Raw genomic sequence first — 17,550 nt, 5'->3', positions numbered from 1 at the left:
TCTATTTCCCCATAAACTCGTATCCGATCATCGCAGCAGCCGCAACTCCAGCTGTTTCCGCACGGAAAATAAGCGTTCCAAGCGTGCACGCCACCGCTCCCGCATCCACAAGCGCGCTGACCTCGTGTTCCGCAAAACCGCCCTCCGGGCCTACGATCACGCAAATGCCCTTTTCTCTGCGGAGATTTTGCTGCAAAACCTCTTTGATCGTCGTCTGTTTTTCATTTTCATACGCAAGCAGAACAAGCCCATCCGTATGCCTTACGAAATCTACAAGCTCGCGAAACGAACAAAGGCCGCTTACATCCGGAATGCGTGAACGCCCGCACTGCTTTGCCGCTTCCAGCGCAATCCTTCGCTCCTTTTCCACAAGCTTTTCCGCAGACTTTGCGTCAGGCCGCTTCACACAGCGTTCGCTCAGGAACGGAACAAAAGCGTCAACGCCCGCCTCCGTGCATTTTTGCACTGCGTAGTCGAGGTGGTCGCTTTTGATAACGGCCTGGAAAAGCGTAATTTTCACGGGGAGCTCGCATTTTGAGACGCTGCTTCCCTTTACCAGAACCGTTACCTCCTGTTCGCCGACCGCGCTGACCGCGCACAAATAATCCACGCCGCTTCCATCAAATAAAATAAGCTCGTCGCCAGGCTGCATCCGCAGCACACGGGCTATATGCTTTGCCTCCTGCCCGCTGACCTTCACGGTGTCTCCCGTGATGTCTTCCTTGAAAAAACGCCTCATCCCCTGTACTTGCAGGCCAGGGCGCGCCATTCTCCGTCCTCAAGAATCTGGATCACACGGTATCCTTCCTGCTCCAGCGAGGCCCTTACCTCGTCCACACGCGCATCAATGATACCCGAGCAAATATACATCCCGCCCGGCTTCATATAATTTTTCGCAATGCCGTTCAGCCTGATTACCACATCCGCAATAATATTGGCGACCACGATGTCCGCCTTCAAATCCGTCGGCAGCGCTGAAAGCAAATCTGATTTCTTTACTTCAATCATATCTCCGCAGCCGTTGCCCCGCGCATTCTCTGCCGTTACCTGCACCGCAACAGGATCAAGATCGAGCGCGTATACCTTCTGTGCGCCGAGCTTTGCAGAGGAAATTGACAATATCCCGCTGCCGCAGCCCGCGTCAATCACCTGCATTCCCGGCTCGATATATTCCTCGAGCAGATGCACGCACATCTTGGTTGTCTCATGGTTGCCGGTGCCAAACGCCATGCCCGGATCTATCTCGATCACGATCTCGTCGTTGCCGGCCGTATAATCCTCCCAGGTTGGCTTGATCACCACATAATCGGATATTTTGACCGGACTAAAATATGCCTTCCAGGCATTCTCCCAGTCCTCCTCATGCACCACCTGCGTAATCACCTCAAGGCTTCCGAGCGGCACATCAATGCTCATATGGCGCAGCTTTGCAAGCTTTTGCCTCACATGCTCCAGTATCTCCTTTTCGCTGCCGTCACACGGAAAAAACGCCGCAACGCAAAATGGCACGCGTTCCAGCACCTTCTCGTCAAGATAATCCCAGGGAAGCCCCTGCTTCGCGCAGGCCTCGTTATCCCCCTCGATACTGACTCCATGCGCTCCTACCTGCATCAGCAGCTCGGAGATAATCTCTTCCGCTTCCTTTTGCGTACGTATCCCAATTTTTAACCAGTCCATATGCTATGCCCCTTCAACATTTGTTCTGTCTTGCAGCATAGTAACAAATCGCAGCGCACGTTGTGCGCATGAAATTGTTTGCCGCATATCAGTTCCCTGCAAATATTGCCTGTGAAACCATTTGAAAAGCTGTAATCAACATTATAGCTGCAAACCAAATTCGGTTACAACCAAAAGTACTGTTTTGCAACAACTTTCACCCCGCCTTTCAAATATCAAGGCCACCCGGATACCCAGCGCTTTCCCGCTCCAATACCGGGTATAAAAAACGGTAAAGCCCTATGGCGATACCGTTTTCTCCAAGCTCTTAAAAAGCGTCGTTCGGCTTGTTGAACGTCGTGCCCTTGTCCTTGTTTTTGATCTTCTCTTCAAAATCGCGCAGCACTTTTTTCTGCCGCTCGTTGAGCTTCTTTGGTATCTGCACATTGGCGCGCACATACAGGTCGCCCATACGCGTGCTGTTCAGATGCTGTACGCCCTTGTTTTTCAGACGGAATACCGTCCCCGGCTGCGTTCCCGCCTCTACCTTATAACGCACCTTGCCGTCAAGCGTCGGCACCTCGATCTCGTCGCCGAGAGCAGCCTGTATCATACTGATATCCATATCGAGATACAGGTCGTATCCCAGCCGTTCAAAAAGCTTATGCGGTTTTACGGAAATCACAATCTGCAGGTCTCCCGCAGGGCCGCCCCGCTTTCCCGCGTGGCCTTCGCCGCGCATGGTAAGAATCTGGCCGTTATCGATACCGGCAGGAATATTCACGGAAATCGTACGCTGCTGCTGCACCGTTCCTTTTCCCTTGCACTTTTCACATGGCGAATCGACAATCGTCCCTTCTCCTCCGCAGGTACGGCAGGGCTGCACGTTTACAAAGCTGCCAAACATCGTTTGCTGCTGAACGCGTTCCTGGCCCGTCCCGTTACAGGTAGGGCATGTCCTGCGCTCCGTTCCCTTTTTCGCTCCGGTTCCGTCGCACTCTTCGCATTTTTCCAGACGGTTGATCGTGACCTCCTGTTTGATGCCATGTGCCGCATCCTCAAAACTGATACGCATACTGACACGGATATCATTTCCCCGCTGCGGCCCGTTTTGCGGACGGCTGCGCATCCCGCCGCCAAAGATGTTATCAAATATATCGCCAAAACCACCGAAGCCTTCAAATCCGCCGAAGCCGCCCTGTCCGCCAAAACCGCCCGCGCCATCCGCGGTGCCAAAGGTATCGTACTGCTGGCGCTTCTGGTCGTCGCTCAGAACCTGGTAAGCCTCGTTGATCTCTTTAAACTTCTGCGCGGCTCCTTCATCTCCCTTATTCATATCAGGGTGATATTGTTTGGCAAGTTTTCTGTATGCACTTTTGATTTCGTCCGCCGACGCACTTTTGTCAACGCCCAGCGTTTCGTAATAATCCTTAGCCAAGTTTTCCTATACCTCTTCCAACTAATCTTCATCCCAACCCTTAAAAGCCAAAGTACCTATTATTCATAATATCATACTCTGGCTTTAAAAGGGTTCTTATTTTTTTATTTTTCAGTCTGCTCAGTCTTTTTTGTCGTCTTTGTCCTTGTCCTCATCTACTACCTCATAATCGGCATCCACGACGTTGTCGTCTTTTTTGCCGCCGTTGGGATCGTAATTCGGATCAAAACCAGCGCCGCCTGCCGCGCCTGCGCCACCCGCAGCGTTCGGATCTCCGCCCGCCTGCTGGTAGATTTTACCGAACGTATCGAATGAAACCTTCTGCAGCTTCTCCGTAGCGGATTTGATCGTATCCGGATTGTTGGTCTTGAGCGCTTCCTTTGTCGCCGCCAGCTCGTCCTCGATCTTCTTCTGGTCTTCCTTTGGCACCTTGTCGCCAAGGTCTTTCAAGGTCTTTTCCGTCTGGTAGATCAGCGAATCCGCATTGTTACGCGCTTCCACCTCTTCTTTTCTCTTCTCGTCTTCCGCCGCAAATTTCTCCGCGTCCTTGACTGCCTTATCGATCTCATCGTCCGACAGGTTCGTAGACGCTGTAATCGTGATTTTCTGCTCCTTGCCCGTGCCCATATCCTTTGCGGATACGTTTACGATACCGTTTGCGTCGATATCAAAGGTAACCTCGATCTGCGGAACTCCGCGCGGGGCAGGCGCAATGCCTGTAAGCGTAAAACGTCCCAGCGTTTTATTTGCCGCCGCCATTTCACGTTCGCCCTGCAATACGTGGATTTCCACGCTTGTCTGTCCGTCGGCTGCCGTAGAGAACACCTGGCTCTTCTTTGCCGGGATAGTCGTATTCCGGTCTATGAGCTTGGTGCAGATTCCGCCCATTGTTTCGATACCGAGCGAAAGCGGCGTTACGTCGAGCAGAAGTACGTCCTTGACCTCCCCGCCGAGAACGCCCGCCTGGATTGCCGCGCCCATTGCAACGCATTCGTCCGGGTTGATGCCTTTGAAGGGCTCTTTGCCCGTAATCCTCTTTACCATATCCTGAACAGCCGGAATACGCGAGGAACCTCCGACCAGAAGGACTTTGTCGATTTCGCTGCTGCTTACGCCCGCATCCTTGATCGCGCTTGAAGTCGGTCCTTCCGTCGCCGCGACAAGGTCAGCCGTCAGCTCGTCGAATTTTGCTCTCGTAAGGTTCAGGTCAAGATGCTTGGGGCCGGACGCGTCTGCCGTGATAAACGGCAGGTTGATGTTTGTCTGCATCACACCGGAAAGCTCGATTTTCGCTTTTTCCGCAGCCTCCTTCAGGCGCTGCAGCGCGATCTTGTCGCTGGAAAGGTCAATCCCGTTGCTCTTTTTAAATTCGGCTACCATCCAGTCGACCACCTTATCGTCAAAGTCGTCGCCGCCAAGGCGGTTGTTTCCGCTTGTCGCCAGCACCTCGATTACGCCGTCGCCGATCTCCAGCAGGGATACGTCAAACGTGCCGCCGCCAAGGTCGTATACCAGCACCTTCTGGTTGTTGTCTTTTTCCAGTCCATATGCAAGCGCCGCAGCCGTCGGCTCGTTCACAATACGCAGCACCTCGAGGCCCGCAATCCTTCCCGCGTCTTTTGTCGCCTGCCTCTGCGAATCGGAGAAGTACGCCGGAACCGTAATTACCGCCTGCGTCACCGTCTCTCCAAGATATGCTTCCGCATCGGATTTCAGCTTTTGCAGGATCATCGCGGAAATTTCCTGCGGGGAATATGTTTTCCCGTCGATCGTGACCTTTCTGTCCGTGCCCATGTCGCGCTTGATGGACATAACCGTGTGATCCGGATTTGTTACCGCCTGGCGCTTTGCAACCTGCCCAACCAGTCTTTCCCCGTTATTCGAAAACGCAACAACCGACGCGGTTGTCCTGCCGCCCTCGGCATTTGGAATTACGACGGCTTCGCCGCCCTCCATAACCGCTACGCATGAATTTGTCGTTCCTAAGTCAATACCAATTACTTTACCCATTTATAACAACCTCCTGTTAAATATGTTATCAATTCTTTTTATTTCTTATGAAGCAACGCTTCATTTTGCCACTTTAACCATCGAGTGCCGCAGCACCTTTCCATTCAGGCTATAGCCCTTTTGTAAAACCTCAACGATCTGGTTGGATTCAAACCCTTCTTCTTCCACCTGCATGACAGCGTTATGAACCTCCGGATCAAATTGCCCGTCCGCCGCAATCTCTTCCACTCCAAGATTGCTCATAGCGTCCTTAAGCTGGCGCATAATCATTTCGACTCCCTCGGAAAACGCCTTGTCCGCGCAATCAGCCATAAGCGCGCGTTCAAAGTTGTCCAGAATCGGCAGCAGCACCATAACCGTGTCTGCCACGCCGTTTTGGAAAGACGCCGCCGCAAGCGAAGCGTTACGCTTTTTATAATTCTCAAAATCTGCCCGCTCGCGCTTCAGGGCGCTCAAATATTCTTCCTTCTCTGCCTCAAGCACTTTGAGCTTTTCCGCCGCTTTATCCTTTTTGGCGGATTTATGCTTCGCTTCCTTCTTATCGGGCTTTTCTTCCGGCTGCTCTGTTTTTTCTTCCAGTTCTTCCTGTTCTGCCGCCTCTGCCGTTTTTTCTTCCTTTACTTCCTCCGGTTCCTGTACCGGTTCCTTCTTTTCCGTTTCTTCACTCTTGTTTTGTGTCAATTTTAATTACCTGCCTTATTTGTTTTTATCTGTTTCCAGTAAACACGAAAGGATGTCGCTAAGGCTCATCCCCACGTAGTTGAGCACGGACAGTACACGGCCGTAATCCATACGTGTCGGCCCGATCACTCCAAAGGAGCCGATCTTTTCGCCGCCAATTTTATAGGTTGCGGTGACAATACTCATATCCTTAAAATCGTCATACGGGTTTTCCTTGCCGATCTTGATCGAAAATTCAAGGTCTGTCGCGTTGGAAAGCATCTTATACAGCGTATCCTTCGTTTCCAGAAGCTGCAGGAAATGCCTTGCTTTTGCAATATCCCTGTATTCCGGATAATTGAGGATATTTTGCGCTCCGCCAAACACGAGATCCTTTTTTTCGCGGTTCAGGTTGATCGCATCCAGAATTTCTCCCATAATGACCTTCTGTTCCTTCAGAACGTCCATACATTCTTTTTTTATAATTTCTTCCGCTTCCTTGAGGGAAACGTTTTGCACCTTATCAGTCAGCATGTTTGAGAGCATATCGAGCTGCTGCGTCTCCATGCCGATCGGCACGCTGATCATCTGATCCTGCACAAGCCCGTTATCCGTCACAAAAATAAGCATTGCCTTCGTATCTGTGATTTTCACGATCTGTATCCGCTTGAGCTTTACGCTGTCAAGCTGCGGGGCGGTCACCATGGAAATATGCTTCGTCACATCCGAAAGCGCCTTCGCGGCAGATTCCAGCACCTCGCTAATCTCGCCTACCCGCGCGTCGAAATAATTGCGGATAAAGATTGCCTCGTCCTTCGTGATCCTGTCTATGTGCATCAGGCGATCCACATACAGGCGGTATGCCTTATCGCTCGGCGTGCGCCCAGCGGACGTATGCGGCTGATCCAGAAACCCAAGTTCCTCAAGGTCTGCCATTTCATTCCTGATGGTGGCGGAGCTGTAATCAAACCCCGGCTTTTTGGAAAGCGTGCGCGAACCGACAGGAACACCCGTATCGATATAGTCGTCAATGATCGCCTTGAGTATTTTCAATTTTCTGTCCGATAATTCCATGTCACTCGCTCACTCCTTCCCTGCGAATTTCGCATCCCGCGATGATATGTTTTATTCATATACACAAATAACCGGTCTTAAACCGTTTTGTTAGCACTCGCCTTGCTCGAGTGCTAATTCCTTGATATAAAGATACCACCGCATGGGGTGGTTGTCAATATCATTTCTTAAAATACTACGCCATCCGCATGAACATTATATGAACAAATTGCGCCTTTTTCCTGACATTTTCCCGGCCCGGAATTTTGCAGGCCTATGAGCCTGCCGAGGGCCGGCAGAACGCGGTCTGCTTTGAAAATCAATGCTCTTTGCCCGGAAGCAGGGCAGTGTACGAAACAATAAAAGCGTTCCTGAGATCGTCAGGAATCAATTCGTTTTGCGAGTTGGAAACCGGCGCAAAACATCCTCTGGCAATGAGAGCCCGCGAGAGAAGCGCAGCTTCTTTCGCGAAGCACCGAAGGTCGCGCTCGTGCGGGGCAAAGCGACAGTCGGTACAGCCCCGCCCTGCACATAAAAAGGCCGGCTGACGGATACTGACTCCGCCTGCCGGCCCCTTGCCCTGCTTTTCTTATTGCCCTGCGTTTTAATCCGCCTGTTTGGTCTTTGCAAGAACGATCTCGCGGATGCAAACCTCCTGCGGCATATTGTAAATAAATTCCGCGCAGTCCGCCACCTGGGAAACATCCATTCCACGCTCGATCTGCTTTTTCGTCTCGTTGTAATCCGCAACGATCTGCTCGTCTGTGGTATGCGTCAGCAGCTCTGTTTCTGTAATTGCCGGCGCGATCACGGAAATCCTGACGTTGCTGCCCGAGACTTCCTTGCGCATCGCCTCCGTAATGGCGTGCACCGCGAACTTCGTGCCGCAGTATACCGAGTGGCTGTCAAATGTCTTTCTTCCCGCCACAGAGCTGATGTTGATAATCGTTCCCTCGTTACGCCCTACCATATCCGGCAGCACGACATGCGTGCCTGTGAGGATACCCTTTACATTTACGTCGATCATCCTGTCCCATTCCTCGTAGCTTTGCTTCACCGGGCTGCCAAGAAGCATAATGCCCGCGCAGTTGATGAGGCAGTCTGTCTTGCCGTATTTCTCCTCTGCTTCCCTGATTGCCTTTTCCATCGCATATTTGTCCGTTACATCCACAGACCTGCAAATGGAATCCGGCAAATTCAACTCTTCCATATTCTTAAGGCGCCTTGCCAGTAAAAGCACCGGATGCCCCATTCCCGAGAATCTCTTAGCAAATTCTCTGCCGATTCCCGAGCTTGCTCCCGTAATTACCACTAATTTTTTCATAACGATCCTCCTCGTCCCTTTTTTGATTTCTATCCTTACTATATCACGTTTTCATGAAAAAGTCATGGACGATCTTGCTGTCTTATTTTGCGTTATGTACCGCATCCGCCATTTCTTTTACATACCGTGAAACATACGGGCCGCACGCCTTTCCGTGCTCCGCCACAAGCCTTACGATCGCGCTGCCCACAATCGCCCCGTCCGCACGGGCCGCCATATCCGCCGCCTGCTCCGGCGTGGATATCCCAAAGCCGATCGCACACGGTATATCGCTCACCTCACGCACGAGCGAGATCATTTCCCCCACGTCTGTTGTAATCGCACTGCGTACGCCCGTCACGCCCAGCGAGGAGACACAATATAAAAAGCCCTCGGCTTCCTCTGCAATCATCCTGATGCGTTCCTTCGAGGTCGGTGCAATAAGCGAAACGAGGTCAACGCCGTATTCGGTACAGTAAGGCTGCAGCTCCCCCTTTTCCTCAAACGGCATATCCGGGACAATGAGCGCGTCCACGCCAAGCTGTGCGCTTCGTTTTACGAACCGGTCTGAGCCATAGGTAAAGACCGGATTGATATACGTCATAAACGCAAGCGGCACGTCTGTACGCTGACGCACGCGCTCCACCATATCAAAAATCAAATCTGTCGTAGTCCCCGCGGAAAGCGAACGTTCGTCTGCATTCTGAATCACCGGGCCTTCCGCTACCGGATCGGAAAACGGGATGCCGATCTCAATAAGATCAGCGCCCTGTGCCGCCATTTCCAGTATCAGTGTTTCCGTAATATCCAAATTGGGATCCCCCGCCGTCAAAAACGGAATAAACGCCTTGCCGTCTGCAAACGCCTGTCTTGTTTTAGTCATGGATATCCACCCCCCGGTATCTTGCGATTGCCGCCACGTCCTTATCTCCCCTGCCGGAAAGATTGACCACGATAACCTTGTCCTTTTCCATCTCCGGCGCGAGCTTTTTCGCATATGCGACGGCGTGTGCGCTCTCGATGGCCGGGATAATCCCCTCCGTACGCGAAAGGTACTCAAACGCCTCGACGGCCTCGTCGTCCGTCACTGGAACGTACTGCGCCCTTCCCGTATCATGCAGGTACGCATGCTCCGGCCCAATGCCGGGATAATCGAGCCCCGCTGAAATCGAATAAACGGGAGCGATCTGCCCGTATTCATCCTGGCAGAAGTATGATTTCATTCCGTGGAAAATGCCAGGCGTGCCGTTTGCGATTGTCGCGGCATTCTGATCCGTATCTGCACCGCATCCGGCCGCCTCGCAGCCGATAAGCTTTACGCCTTCCTCCCCGATGAAGTCGTAAAACAGTCCCATTGCGTTGCTTCCGCCGCCCACGCAGGCAAGAAGCACATCCGGAAGCTTTCCTTCGCGCTCCAGTATTTCCTGCCTGACCTCTTTGCCGATCACGCTTTGGAAATCCCGTACAATCGTGGGAAAGGGATGCGGCCCCATAACCGATCCAAGCACATAATGCGTGTCAAGTATCCGGGAAGTCCATTCGCGGAGCGTCTCGTTGACCGCGTCCTTGAGCGTCATTGTCCCGCTTGTCACCGGATGCACTTTCGCACCCAGAAGCTCCATACGGTAAACATTGAGCGCCTGCCGCTTTGTGTCCTCCCTGCCCATGAACACCTCGCATTCCATGCCCATGAGCGCCGCCGCGGTAGCGGTTGCCACCCCGTGCTGTCCCGCTCCCGTCTCCGCAATGACGCGCGTTTTTCCCATTTTCTTTGCGAGCAGTACCTGCCCCAAAACGTTATTGATCTTATGGGAACCGGTGTGGTTTAAATCCTCGCGCTTCAAATAGATTTTCGCCCCGCCGAGATCCTGCGTCATACGCCGTGCAAAATACAGCAGGGACGGCCGCCCCGCGTAATTTTTCAATAAATCCGCAAGCTCGCCCTGGAATTCCTTGTCGTCCTTATAGTAATTGTAAGCCTCTTCCAGCTCTATAATTGCGTTCATCAGCGTCTCCGGCAGATATTGCCCGCCGTGCTTTCCGAATCTTCCTTTTCCACTCATAACCTTCCCAGTACCCCCATGATTTCCCTGATCTTTGCTTCGTCCTTAAAACCGTTTGTTTCGATACCGCCCGAAATATCCAATCCCAGCGGCGTTACCTTTTGCAGCGCCTCGCTGATATTAGCGCTGTTAAGCCCGCCCGCCAGAAAAAACGGCTGCGTTAATTCCACGCGCGCAATCACGTCCCAATCGGCTTTTTTTCCCGTTCCCCCGTAGGCCTCTTTTGAAAAGCTGTCAAGCAGCAGCAGGTCTGCGCCGAGCGTTTGTGCCCTTTGGATATCCCCGCCGCTTCGCACGCGCACCGCCTTCCAAACCTCATACCCGAGTTCTTTTGCACGGGCTACATAAGCCGCATCCTCGTCCCCATGAAGCTGCAATACGTCAAGGCCCGCAACCCGGGCAGTCTCTTCGAGACTGTCCAAAGGCTCGTTAACAAAAACGCCCACGCTGCGAATACGGCTGTCCAGCTTTCCTATGAGGGCCGCCGCCTGTTTCCCGCTTACCTGCCGGGGGCTTTTCGCAAAAACAAACCCCGCATAGTCCGGCAGGTAGCGGTTTGCGTACATGATATCAGCCTCCCGGCGAAGGCCGCAAAGCTTTACCTTCATACGCCCTGCCGCAGGGCTTTCAGTTCCTGCCCGATATCCGCGCTGCGCATCAGCGTTTCACCAATGAGCACCGCGTCCGCGCCGTAGGATGCGGCTTCCTTCATATCATTATTCGTTACAATTCCACTTTCCGATACGATGATCCGCCCCTCCGGCACAAGCTTTGCGAGCTCCTGCGTGGTGTGCAGATCCACATCGAAGGTTTTAAGGTCGCGGTTATTGATGCCGATAATCCTGCCGCCTGCGTCCACCGCCTTTTGCAGTTCTTCTTTGTTGTGCGCCTCCACGAGGCATTGCAGGCCAAGCGTATCGGCAATACGCAAAAAACGCGTGATGGTAAATTCGTCCAGTATTGCCGCAATCAGCAACACCGCGTCCGCGCCGATCACCAGGGATTCGTACAACTGGTACTCGTCGATGATGAAATCCTTACGCAGGATGGGAATACGCACCTTGCTGCGGATCGCCTGCAAATACTGGCTGCTTCCTTTAAAGTAGTGCTCTTCCGTCAGCACGGAGAGCGCGTCCGCGCCCGCCTTCTCATATTCCTGCGCAATTCCGACCGGCGTGAAGTCTTCGCGGATTACACCCTTTGAAGGCGACGCCTTTTTGACCTCGGCAATCACAGACAGGCCCTTTTTCTGCAAAGCGGCTGCAAAGTCGTAAGGAATGCGCTCGTCCTCCGCCGCTTTGTCCATAATCTGTTTTTCACCCAGAACCTCTTTCTCATAGGCAAGCTGTTTCTTCCGGTATTCCAAAATATCATCCAGTATCATATTGGTTTCCTCGCTTTCCGTTCCGCGTTTTCCGCGATTCATTCAAACTGGTTCGTCATGCGCTTAAGTTCCTCGAGCTTTTCAAGCGCTGCGCCGCTGTCAATCGACATTGCCGCTTTTTCGATCCCATCGCCTGCATTTTCCGCTACGCCCGCGACTACAAGCGCGCACGCCGCATTGAGCAGGACAATGTTCCTGCGTGCGCCCCTGTCTTTTCCGCTGAGCACATCAAGGGTGATCTGCGCGTTTTCCTTTGCAGTCCCGCCGACGACCTCCGAAAGGTCTGTAAGCTCCATTCCGTAATCGCGCGGATCCAATTCATATTTAATCAGTTTCGCGTCTTTTATCTCACAAATTTTTGTTTTATCTGAAATTGTGACTTCGTCAAGCCCGTCGTTTCCGTGCACGACCATCGCCCCTTTTACCCCAAGATTACGCAGCACCATCGCCATTGGCTCCATGAGCGCTTCGTCGTATACGCCGATCAGCATATACTGTGTAAACGCAGGATTCGCGAGCGGCCCTAAGATATTGAACACGCTGCGTACGCCGATCTGCTTGCGCGGCATGGCGGCAAACTTCATGGAGCCATGGAACTTCTGCGCGAACAGGAAGGACAGCCCGCACGTTTCAAGGCACTCGCTTGCCTGCCCCGGCGTCATACCGATTTTTACTCCCAGGGCCTCCAGCACATCCGCGCTGCCGCTTTTGCTGGATACGCTCCTGTTCCCGTGCTTTGCCACCGGAAGCCCGCAGCCAGCTACCACAAACGCCGCCGTGGTGGAAATATTAAACGTATTTGCAAGGTCTCCGCCCGTACCTACGATATCGATCGCCACCGCGCTGTGCGGCATTACCGCAGCCTTATTCCGCATTACGCGGGCAAAGCCCGTAATCTCGTCCGTGGTCTCCCCTTTCATACGCAGGGCTGTAATAAACGAGCCGATCTGCGCGTCCGTCGCCCCGCCGCTCATGATGCAGTCCATCGCCTCGTAAGCTTCCTCCTGCGAGAGGTTCGCGCCTTCGATCACCTTAAAAATATACGGTTTCAAAATATTACGCTGCTCGGGCGGGAGAAGCTCCTCGTCATAATCAAGCGGTGTGATCTTCATTCCGGCAACGCGCGAAAGAAAATTCTCTATCAGCTTTTCGCCGCATTTGGTAAGGATCGACTCCGGGTGGAACTGTACGCCGTAGGTTGGATGCTCGTTGTGCCGTATCCCCATCACCTGCCCCGCTTCATCCCTCGCCGTAACGACAAGGCTTTCCGGCAGCGGCTCCTGCGCGATCAGCGAGTGGTAGCGCGCCACCTCTATTTCATCCGGCATACCGTAGTAAAGCGGGTTGTGTTCCGTAATACGCACCATGCTCGCCTTCCCGTGCATCAGCTGCTTTGCGTGCACAATTTTCCCGCCAAACGCCTGCGCAATGGCCTGATGCCCAAGGCACACGCCGAGGATCGGCACCCTTCCGCTGAAAGCCCGCACCGCCGGGGCCGATATCCCCGCAGAATCCGGATAGCCCGGCCCGGGCGATATCACGATCGCCTCCGGCTTCAGCGCTTCAATCTCATCCAGCGTAATCTCGTCGTTGCGTACAACCTTCACATCAGCGTACAACTGGCCGATGCCCTGGTATAAATTATAGGTAAAGGAATCGTAGTTATCGATCAATAATATCATAATTCCGCCGCCTCCCTGATTGCGTTCACCGCGCCAAGCGCTTTATTCTCCGTCTCCCTGAATTCCTTTTCCGGTTCGGAATCCGCCACAATGCCTGCGCCCGCCTGTACGTAAGCCTTATTATTTTTGAACAGAATCGTACGGATTGCAATGCAGGTATCGATGTTGCCGTCAAAGCCGAGGTACCCTACCGTGCCGCCGTAAAGCCCGCGCCTTTTGTTTTCAAGCTCGTCAATAATCTCCATCGCGCGCACTTTGGGCGCACCGGAAAGCGTGCCGGCCGGCAGTACAGACATCAGCGCGTCCACCGCGGTGAGATCCTCGCGCAGTATTCCCTTTACGTCGCTCATAATGTGCATCACCTTGGAATATTTTTCCACCTGCATAAATTTTGTCACTTCCACCGTACCGAATTTGCTGACCTTTCCCACGTCGTTCCTGCCAAGATCCACAAGCATCGTGTGCTCCGCGCGCTCCTTGGGATCGGAAAGGAGCACCTGCTCAAGTCTCTCGTCCTCTTCCTCCGTCTTCCCGCGCACGATGGTTCCCGCAAGCGGTTTGGTCGTCACAATGCCCTTTGTTACGTTCACCAGCATTTCCGGCGACGCGCCCGCGATGCTGTAATCCTTCAGCTTGAAATAAAACAGGTAAGGCGACGGGTTCGCCGCGCGCAGCACACGGTATACGTCAAACGGATCCGGCGGATTTTCCACTTCAAACCGCTGTGAGAGCACCACCTGGAAGATATCGCCGTTGCGGATATATTCCTTTGCGGTCTTCACGTTTTCCATGTACCGCTCTTTTGATATATTGGAGCATACGCTGATCTCTCCCTTGTGCGGCGTGCGCTGCACAGGCATGAAGGAATTGATCTTTTTTGCAATCTGCTCAGCACGCTGCCCGCATGCTTCATACTGCCGTGCAATGTCGCCGTCCTTATAGATGTTAAGGATAATCACCGCTTTATTGGAGAGATGGTCGAACGCCACGATTTCGTCATACATCATCAGGTGGCAGTCCGGCATATCGAGGTCGTCTTCCGGCGGGTTCACCAGCGTTTTTTCCATATAACGCACTGTATCATAGCCAAAATACCCGATCAGGCCGCCCGTCATTTTCGGCCTGTTTGGGAAAACCGGCGATTTGTAGCGGTCCATGATGCCCGACAAAAACGTGATCGGATTTTTAATCTCAGTCTCCCGTTCCTCTTTTCCCTCACGCGTGACCGCCCTGCCGTTTTTGATCCTGATCTCCATTTTTGGATGGATTCCGATAAAGGAATAACGCCCCCATTGCTGCGAATTATCCACACTTTCCAATATAAAGCAATTTTCCTCGTCCTGTTTCAGCGAGTGAAAAATATTGATCGGCGTACAGCTGTCCGAGAGTATTTCATAAAAAACCGGCACGACGTCGTATTCGTCCAAATATGCTTCTGTTTCTTTTCTGTCGGGATATAGCATTGGTTTCGTTCTCCTTTTCTGTTTGGTCGGTCTGTTCGCAAAATTGTGCGGCGGCCTGCACAGGCATTGCCTTCCCCGCACCGCATAGCGCACCTTCGGTGCTTCGCAAAAGAAACTGTGCTTCTCTCGCGGACTCTCATTGCCAGAGGATGTTTTGCGCCGGTTTCCGCCTCGCAAAACGAATTGATTCCTGGCGATCTCAGGAACGCTTTTATTGTTCCGTACGCCGCTCTGCTTGCGGATGCGAAGCAGAGAGCAACAACAGTGAGCACCCTCCGGAAGAACTCGTCAGGCAATATCCTGGTACAGGCTGTCCGGGCGTTTTTCCAATAAAAAAAGCTTCTCCTCCCTCTAAGGGACGAAAAGCTCGTGGTACCACCCAAATTCCGGATTAATAAAAATCCGCTCGTTTCCAGATACGGCGCAAAGCGCTTATATCCTTTCCTTTAACGCAGGAATTACGGCGAAGTATACTCGGCTTAAAGCCTTTCCCCCTGCTCCTCACAGATCCATTCACTGTCAGCGTATGTACGGGCATCACACCAACCGCCCGCTCTCTTGACACCGTGTTGCCAGCTACTTACTTCTGTTCTACGGATTTCCTATTGATTTAGATTTATTATAAATCCCTCATTTTTTCCTGTCAATAGTTTTCTCACTCTTTATTCTTAAGCAGCTGCGCAGCCTGTAAACCTGTTTTTTCCGCGAATCCTCAAAAGTTAACCTTTTCTTAACGTTACGTTTGCTATATTGGTGTTACCTGTTATATAGGTGTATGATTATCATAAACAGCAAAGGAACGATTGAAATGAAGTTATTGATTATAGAAGACGAAGAGGATCTTGCAAACGCGCTTGCCGCAGGATTTCGCAAAAAGGATTATGTTGTGGATATTGCGACGGACGGACCGGACGGGCTGGAGCTTGCGTTCATCAACAATTACGACCTTATTATCCTCGACCTCAACCTGCCCGGCATGGACGGGCTGGAAATTTTAGAGAAAGTACGCGAGTATGACCTGAAGCAAAAGGTGCTGATCCTTTCCGCGCGCAGCGATTACGGCCAGCGCATTGAGGGACTGGATCTTGGCGCGAATGATTACCTTGTGAAGCCGTTTGATTTCGGCGAGCTGGAGGCGCGGGTTCGTTCCCTTTTGCGCCGCAGCTTCACACAAAACAATGTCGTGCTGTCTTTTGACAGGTTCCGGCTGGATACATGCGCGCACCGGCTTTCTACCGACGCGGACGAACCGGTTGACCTCACCCCAAAAGAATATGCCATATTGGAATACCTGCTTTTAAACCGCGGCAAGGCCATCAGCGCCGAAGAGCTCATCGAGCACATATGGGCGAGTGACAACGACCTGTTTTCCAATGCCATCAAGGTGCACATCAGCGCGCTCCGCAAAAAGCTGGCGGCGCATACCGATAAAGAGCTGATTACAAATCTGCGCGGCGCGGGCTACTGCATCAGGAAGCCCGTGCAGGATATCGCTTCCAAACTGAACCGGAATAAATTTTGAAACGGAGGAACCAAGATTGAAAAAAATGTCGCTGCGGATGCGGCTCACACTGTTTACAATCCTGCTGCTCACTTGCGTTGCGATTGTTTTCACATTGTCGTCCATGTACAATGCGAATCTTTCTTTTGTCGTCCCTTATATCTCATACAGCACTGCGATAAAAGACCAGGACTTTCCAGTCCAGCCGGACGGCCAATCACAGGAGGCGTCCCCCGAGGCGACTATATCGTCTTCTACTTCCATTGAAGCCGCTTTTCCGGGCGGCGCCTATCATCCGCAGGACGAATCCACCATGGACTTCGACCAAAGCGTATCAATGATCACCGATTCCGCTTCGCGGTTTAATAACACGAGCCTGTTTATTATGCTCGGCGTAATCGCAGGAGGCGGCCTGCTCACTTATTTTCTACTGGGGCGGGCGCTTGCGCCTGTAAGGGAGCTGAGCAAAGAGATACAGGGCATCACCGAAAACGAGCTGTCGGAACGCGTGGCGGAGTCTGACCGGAACGACGAGATCGGGCAGCTGGCACGTTCGTTTAACACCATGCTTGAGCGGCTCGACAAAGCCTTTTCCGACCAAAAGCGATTTTCATCGGATGCTGCCCACGAACTAAAGACGCCCCTTGCTGCAATCAAGACCAACATCGATGTATTGCAGCTTGACGATGATCCAACCTCCTCGGAATACAAAGAGACAATCGAGGTTGTGAAAAAGCAAACCGGCCGAATGATCCGTCTGGTGGACGACCTCTTTACCATGTCCGCGCAGCGCGATTATGATTTCAACGACACCATATTCTTTGACGATATGTTTCATGATATTATCGGACAGTTAAAGCCGCGCATCGCGGAAAAAAACCTGTCCGTCGATATAACCGGCTGTAACCATACCACAAAGGGCAACTGCGTTATGCTTACCCGCGCGTTTTCCAACCTGATCGAAAACGCCATCAAATATAATGTAGACGGCGGCAGCATCGACGTATCCATGGCGCAGGACGGACATCGTTATATCATCAAGGTTGCGGACAGCGGTATCGGTATCCCTGAGGAAAAGCAAAAACACATCTTCAAGCCCTTCTACCGCGCGGATCATTCACGTTCGCGCAAGGCGGGCGGCGCAGGACTTGGGCTTGCAATCGCGAAGGATATTATCGACAGGCACGGCGGCACGGTGGACGTATCCTCCGTAGAAAAAGGCGGCAGTATATTTACTGTTACGCTTCCCATACTGTGTGAAAAACAGAAATAAAGTCTTTTTCAGCCAAATAAACGCTAAAAGCATCCGGAATTGTCCGGGTGCTTTTTTTGTATGC

General features: G+C 52.4%; 15 protein-coding genes and 1 other annotated feature. Of the genes, 2 read left to right on the top strand and 13 right to left on the bottom strand.

Features of this window, described 5'->3' with window-relative positions; all coding sequences use genetic code 11:
- Nucleotide 1: 1 nt before the first annotated feature.
- The 13 genes from ACS5WU_RS12155 to trpE all read right to left on the bottom strand — a co-directional run bounded on the left by ACS5WU_RS12155 (nt 2) and on the right by trpE (nt 14,712).
- Nucleotides 2-739: a 16S rRNA (uracil(1498)-N(3))-methyltransferase gene (locus tag ACS5WU_RS12155; RefSeq protein ID WP_465089177.1), complete on the bottom strand. Its 738-nt coding sequence runs from the start codon at nt 737-739 to the stop codon at nt 2-4.
- Complete coding sequence (gene prmA / locus ACS5WU_RS12150; RefSeq protein ID WP_059108456.1) at nt 736-1,677, bottom strand: 50S ribosomal protein L11 methyltransferase; 942 nt, start codon at nt 1,675-1,677, stop codon at nt 736-738. The genes ACS5WU_RS12155 and prmA overlap by 4 nt, the downstream gene beginning before the upstream one ends.
- Nucleotides 1,678-1,984: 307 nt before the next feature.
- Nucleotides 1,985-3,094, bottom strand: a complete 1,110-nt coding sequence (gene dnaJ / locus ACS5WU_RS12145; protein WP_046444562.1) for a molecular chaperone DnaJ — start codon at nt 3,092-3,094, stop codon at nt 1,985-1,987.
- A 120-nt stretch (nt 3,095-3,214) separates the two neighbouring features.
- On the bottom strand, nt 3,215-5,104 hold the full coding sequence (gene dnaK / locus ACS5WU_RS12140; RefSeq protein WP_046444563.1) for a molecular chaperone DnaK: 1,890 nt from the start codon (nt 5,102-5,104) through the stop codon (nt 3,215-3,217).
- Between the two features lie 60 nt (nt 5,105-5,164).
- Nucleotides 5,165-5,785 carry a nucleotide exchange factor GrpE gene (grpE, locus tag ACS5WU_RS12135; protein WP_046444564.1) on the bottom strand — a complete coding sequence of 207 codons (621 nt, stop codon included), beginning with the start codon at nt 5,783-5,785 and terminating at the stop codon, nt 5,165-5,167.
- Between the two features lie 15 nt (nt 5,786-5,800).
- Nucleotides 5,801-6,838 (bottom strand): heat-inducible transcriptional repressor HrcA, encoded by a 1,038-nt coding sequence (gene hrcA, locus ACS5WU_RS12130; RefSeq protein WP_302759896.1) that lies wholly within the window; start codon nt 6,836-6,838, stop codon nt 5,801-5,803.
- A 583-nt stretch (nt 6,839-7,421) separates the two neighbouring features.
- Entirely contained in the window at nt 7,422-8,141 is a 720-nt protein-coding gene (locus ACS5WU_RS12125; RefSeq protein WP_046444566.1) for an SDR family oxidoreductase, read from the bottom strand.
- An 82-nt stretch (nt 8,142-8,223) separates the two neighbouring features.
- Nucleotides 8,224-9,003 carry a tryptophan synthase subunit alpha gene (trpA, locus tag ACS5WU_RS12120; protein ID WP_046444567.1) on the bottom strand — a complete coding sequence of 260 codons (780 nt, stop codon included), beginning with the start codon at nt 9,001-9,003 and terminating at the stop codon, nt 8,224-8,226.
- Nucleotides 8,996-10,183, bottom strand: coding sequence for a tryptophan synthase subunit beta (trpB, locus tag ACS5WU_RS12115; RefSeq protein WP_302759895.1), 1,188 nt, complete (start codon nt 10,181-10,183; stop codon nt 8,996-8,998). The genes trpA and trpB overlap by 8 nt, the downstream gene beginning before the upstream one ends.
- Nucleotides 10,180-10,791 carry a phosphoribosylanthranilate isomerase gene (locus ACS5WU_RS12110; RefSeq protein ID WP_302759894.1) on the bottom strand — a complete coding sequence of 204 codons (612 nt, stop codon included), beginning with the start codon at nt 10,789-10,791 and terminating at the stop codon, nt 10,180-10,182. The genes trpB and ACS5WU_RS12110 overlap by 4 nt, the downstream gene beginning before the upstream one ends.
- Complete coding sequence (gene trpC / locus ACS5WU_RS12105) at nt 10,788-11,567, bottom strand: indole-3-glycerol phosphate synthase TrpC (RefSeq protein ID WP_302759901.1); 780 nt, start codon at nt 11,565-11,567, stop codon at nt 10,788-10,790. The genes ACS5WU_RS12110 and trpC overlap by 4 nt, the downstream gene beginning before the upstream one ends.
- A gap of 38 nt (nt 11,568-11,605) precedes the next feature.
- The gene (locus ACS5WU_RS12100) at nt 11,606-13,249 is read right to left on the bottom strand and encodes a bifunctional anthranilate synthase component II/anthranilate phosphoribosyltransferase (protein ID WP_059108451.1); all 1,644 of its coding nucleotides are present in this window, start codon (nt 13,247-13,249) and stop codon (nt 11,606-11,608) included.
- Nucleotides 13,246-14,712: an anthranilate synthase component I gene (gene trpE / locus ACS5WU_RS12095; protein ID WP_302759893.1), complete on the bottom strand. Its 1,467-nt coding sequence runs from the start codon at nt 14,710-14,712 to the stop codon at nt 13,246-13,248. Before trpE ends, ACS5WU_RS12100 begins: the two co-directional genes overlap by 4 nt.
- Before the next feature lie 351 nt (nt 14,713-15,063).
- Nucleotides 15,064-15,315: a binding site (T-box leader), on the bottom strand.
- 205 nt (nt 15,316-15,520) lie between these two features.
- Between trpE and ACS5WU_RS12090 the strand changes: the two genes are divergently transcribed.
- Together ACS5WU_RS12090 and ACS5WU_RS12085 are read left to right on the top strand one after the other, a co-directional pair.
- Nucleotides 15,521-16,234 (top strand): response regulator transcription factor, encoded by a 714-nt coding sequence (locus tag ACS5WU_RS12090; protein WP_302759892.1) that lies wholly within the window; start codon nt 15,521-15,523, stop codon nt 16,232-16,234.
- A 25-nt stretch (nt 16,235-16,259) separates the two neighbouring features.
- Nucleotides 16,260-17,486, top strand: a complete 1,227-nt coding sequence (locus ACS5WU_RS12085) for a sensor histidine kinase (protein ID WP_302759900.1) — start codon at nt 16,260-16,262, stop codon at nt 17,484-17,486.
- Nucleotides 17,487-17,550 lie beyond the last annotated feature (64 nt).

It is taken from the genome of Christensenella sp. KGMB01412 (assembly GCF_055522415.1).
Note: the sequence above shows the minus strand (reverse complement) of the source record. Positions and strands in the feature narration are given on the sequence as shown.

Bases quoted from the DNA above. Each gene is read 5' to 3' on its own strand.
- ACS5WU_RS12100 (WP_059108451.1), bottom strand. From the start codon at position 13,249: ATGATATTATTGATCGATAACTACGATTCCTTTACCTATAATTTATAC.
- trpE (WP_302759893.1), bottom strand. From the start codon at position 14,712: ATGCTATATCCCGACAGAAAAGAAACAGAAGCATATTTGGACGAATAC.
- dnaK (WP_046444563.1), bottom strand. From the start codon at position 5,104: ATGGGTAAAGTAATTGGTATTGACTTAGGAACGACAAATTCATGCGTA.
- trpB (WP_302759895.1), bottom strand. From the start codon at position 10,183: ATGAGTGGAAAAGGAAGATTCGGAAAGCACGGCGGGCAATATCTGCCG.
- ACS5WU_RS12090 (WP_302759892.1), top strand. From the start codon at position 15,521: ATGAAGTTATTGATTATAGAAGACGAAGAGGATCTTGCAAACGCGCTT.
- trpC (WP_302759901.1), bottom strand. From the start codon at position 11,567: ATGATACTGGATGATATTTTGGAATACCGGAAGAAACAGCTTGCCTAT.
- trpA (WP_046444567.1), bottom strand. From the start codon at position 9,003: ATGACTAAAACAAGACAGGCGTTTGCAGACGGCAAGGCGTTTATTCCG.
- ACS5WU_RS12155 (WP_465089177.1), bottom strand. From the start codon at position 739: ATGAGGCGTTTTTTCAAGGAAGACATCACGGGAGACACCGTGAAGGTC.
- ACS5WU_RS12085 (WP_302759900.1), top strand. From the start codon at position 16,260: ATGTCGCTGCGGATGCGGCTCACACTGTTTACAATCCTGCTGCTCACT.
- ACS5WU_RS12125 (WP_046444566.1), bottom strand. From the start codon at position 8,141: ATGAAAAAATTAGTGGTAATTACGGGAGCAAGCTCGGGAATCGGCAGA.
- prmA (WP_059108456.1), bottom strand. From the start codon at position 1,677: ATGGACTGGTTAAAAATTGGGATACGTACGCAAAAGGAAGCGGAAGAG.
- hrcA (WP_302759896.1), bottom strand. From the start codon at position 6,838: ATGGAATTATCGGACAGAAAATTGAAAATACTCAAGGCGATCATTGAC.
- ACS5WU_RS12110 (WP_302759894.1), bottom strand. From the start codon at position 10,791: ATGAAGGTAAAGCTTTGCGGCCTTCGCCGGGAGGCTGATATCATGTAC.